3 protein-coding genes are annotated in these 3094 nt (G+C 34.2%); all 3 read right to left on the bottom strand.

Features of this window, described 5'->3' with window-relative positions; translation table 11 throughout:
* The coding region (locus VFS71_RS07630; RefSeq protein WP_326400331.1) for a metal-dependent hydrolase at positions 1 to 568 on the bottom strand (568 nt) is incomplete at its 3' end.
* 44 nt (positions 569 to 612) lie between these two features.
* Entirely contained in the window at positions 613 to 1575 is a 963-nt protein-coding gene (gene menA, locus VFS71_RS07635; protein WP_326400332.1) for a 1,4-dihydroxy-2-naphthoate octaprenyltransferase, read from the bottom strand.
* A gap of 73 nt (positions 1576 to 1648) precedes the next feature.
* The coding region (locus VFS71_RS07640) for a PH domain-containing protein (RefSeq protein ID WP_326400334.1) at positions 1649 to 3094 on the bottom strand (1446 nt) is incomplete at its 5' end.

The following is a 3094-nucleotide window of genomic DNA, read 5'->3' on the forward strand; positions in this document are numbered from 1 at the left end:
AATGATAACCAAGAATCTTATCGCATTCGACAAAATCTGAGGCTATTATGGCGTCATCCACATCCATGGTGAAATTATCGCCTATGGGTAAAATAGCCAAATCAAGTTTAGTTCGCATCGGGATGAGTTTCATATCCATTGTGAGAGCTGTGTCGCCGGCAATGTAGATATTTTTGTGTTCGCCCTCGATGACAAAACCACCTGGATTTCCGCCATAGCTTCCATCAGGAAAAGAACTCGAGTGAATTGCGTTTACGTATTTTAGTTTTCCGAAATCAAAATTCCAACTTCCTCCATGGTTCATTGGATGAGATTGAAAACCTTTTTTACCATAATATCCTGCGATTTCAGCATTGGACACAATCACTGCATTGGTTCGCTTCGCAATGGCTTCAACATCCAGAATATGATCACCGTGGGCGTGAGTCAATAAAATAAAATCAGCCTTTAGAATATTGATATCAATATGTGCAGCTTTTGGATTAGCCGAAATATAAGGATCCACTATTATATGTTTGCCACCAACTTCTATTCCCAAAGAAGCATGACCATAGAATGTAATTTTCATTTTAGTATATGTTTAAAATTAAAAATCGAGAAATATAAAAGGAATTATCTTCCTCCCAAGAAAACATTCACAATAATATCTGAAATCAATGAAATCATACACAAAGACAGTAATATTGAAAGCAAAAAGGTGCTCAATGCCACTTTCTTTAATTCAGGATCAAGCAATTTTGGGTCTTGGTTTTTGGATACCGTGATTAAATGCTTTGTCAACGGAATATATGCTAATAAAAATAAATATTGATCGAAGCGAAAATCACTCAAAATCGCAAAAACAATTACCGATACCATTGCGGAAACAATCAGGAAGAAATGGTATTTTTTGGCCGCTTCGGCACCCATTTTTACCACCATAGTATTCTTCCCTGATTTAGCATCCGAAGCTTGGTCGCGCATATTGTTTAAATTCAGAACTCCAACACTCAATAAGCCAATTGCCACAGCTGGTAAAATAAGTATCAAATCCAATTGTTTTGAATACAAAAAATTAACTCCTAAGGTACTTACTAAGCCGAAAAACACAAAGACAAAAATATCGCCATATCCACGATATCCGTATGCTGAAGTCCCTACTGTATAACGAATTGCAGAAGCTATGGCCAAAATTCCCAATACTAAATAAAATAAGGAATAAACAAGATTGGTTTCCCCAAAAGCAACATAAATCAAAAATATTGCAGAAGCTAAAGTTAGTATTGAAGTAATTACCAACGCTTTTTTCATTGCCTGCGGAGTAATCACACCGCTTTGAATGGCACGTTTTGGCCCTACTCTATCTTCATTATCGGTTCCTTTGACTCCATCTCCGTAATCATTTGCAAAATTTGAAAGCACCTGCAATCCTAAAGTCGTCAATAACGCAAATGCAAATATTTCCCAATTAAAAACCTCTGTTGGGGTGAGTACATTCTCGGTAGGGTTTGCCAACGCATACATACTTCCTACTATAATTCCAGAAACTGATAATGGTAATGTTCTTAATCTTGCGGCTTCAATCCAGTGTTTCATATTTTTTGTTTAAAGTTTAAAGTCTCACGCTTTCAGGCTTCAAACTTGAAACCTAAAACTTGAAACTATTTTTTTACATCCAATTACTATCGGAAGTTTCCATTTCGTACAACCAAAGATTGACGTATTGTTTTATTGCTGTAAAATTACCCAATTGAAAACTAATATTCCCTCCAGCAGTATGCAAAGTTAAAGATCCAATATTGATATTTTTATGCCAAAATAGTTGAGAAGTTGTAATCGCCTGAATTTTACACGGTAAAATTATTTTGTTTGTAACATCCCAAGCACCACTCTGCAGGATTATAAAGTCATTATTTATATAAAGCCTATTGTTTTTGAATATATAATATTGCACAATTCCTACAAAAACAACAAACAACAATGCCAAATAATCAGCCATAGGCAATTGTTGTATAATCAAATCCCTAACAAAATAAAATCCCAACAATGGTAATCCAATTGTCAGAAAAACAGAAAACCCTAGTTTTCTAAAATTAGGCTTTAGCATTACCCCTTTTTCAGGAATTTTTTGAAATAACAATTTCAGAATTGCCTCTTTTTCCAGTTGGCTACAACCCGGAATTTCGATAAGCTGTTTGTGCCCTTCCTTTTCTCCGCCAGTTGCCTGTTTTATCTTAAGCTGTAAAACGTTCATTTTCTTTTGTAAGAAATTCTGAGTAACACTTGTAATTTGAACTTTCTCAGGTTTAATAATGGTACTTTTAGTATTCAACAAACCATAAGACAGCAACAAAGAGCCTTTTTGTCTCGCAATTTTATAATCAAAATAAGTAAAAATAGTTCTGACTAAATTAATGACAATAATGGTCAAAAAGAAAACGATAAATAATATCAAAAAAGCAGTAACAACCTGGCTTTTATCTACATAATCCTCTATATTTTGATCATGCAAAACATCCCTTCCGGTAATTTGTTTGATATGATCATAGAGCGAAATAAAAAAAGCCAATAATACAAAAAAGCTTTTCACATAATTTGAGGTAATTCCAATCTTCAATAAACTCAGAAAACTGATTTTTATAAACGGAATTTCAGCATCTCTTCGTTTCTCAATCAAGGTTTTGTCTGAAGCAGTAATCGAGTCATGAAGGATTACAGATTTTTTGCTTTCATTTTCCAATAGGCGGGCTTTTAAATCCAAAGCCAAAGTATGCGAAATTGCCTTGATGCTCCCCTCTTCCTTAGTAGAGCCTGCAGTATCTACAACCAATTCATAAACACCAACCAATCTTTGAATTAAGGATTGATTGATATTTACCTGCTGAATCTTATAAAGCTGAATTGCTGTTTTAGTTTTATTTAAAATGCCCTCTGTTATGATGAACTCATCGTTTTCCTGATCGATATAAAAGGTAAAGTTTAAGTATCTTAAATAGGAAATAGTTCCAATAATGACAAAAAGAGCAAAAGTTCCTGCCACCAAATAGCCTTTATTGATCTCGTCAAATCTAAAAATCCAAATAACCAAAATAGGCCATAAAGCTTTGGCATAACC

It is taken from the genome of Flavobacterium sp. (genome assembly GCF_035760125.1).
Lineage (GTDB): Bacteria > Bacteroidota > Bacteroidia > Flavobacteriales > Flavobacteriaceae > Flavobacterium.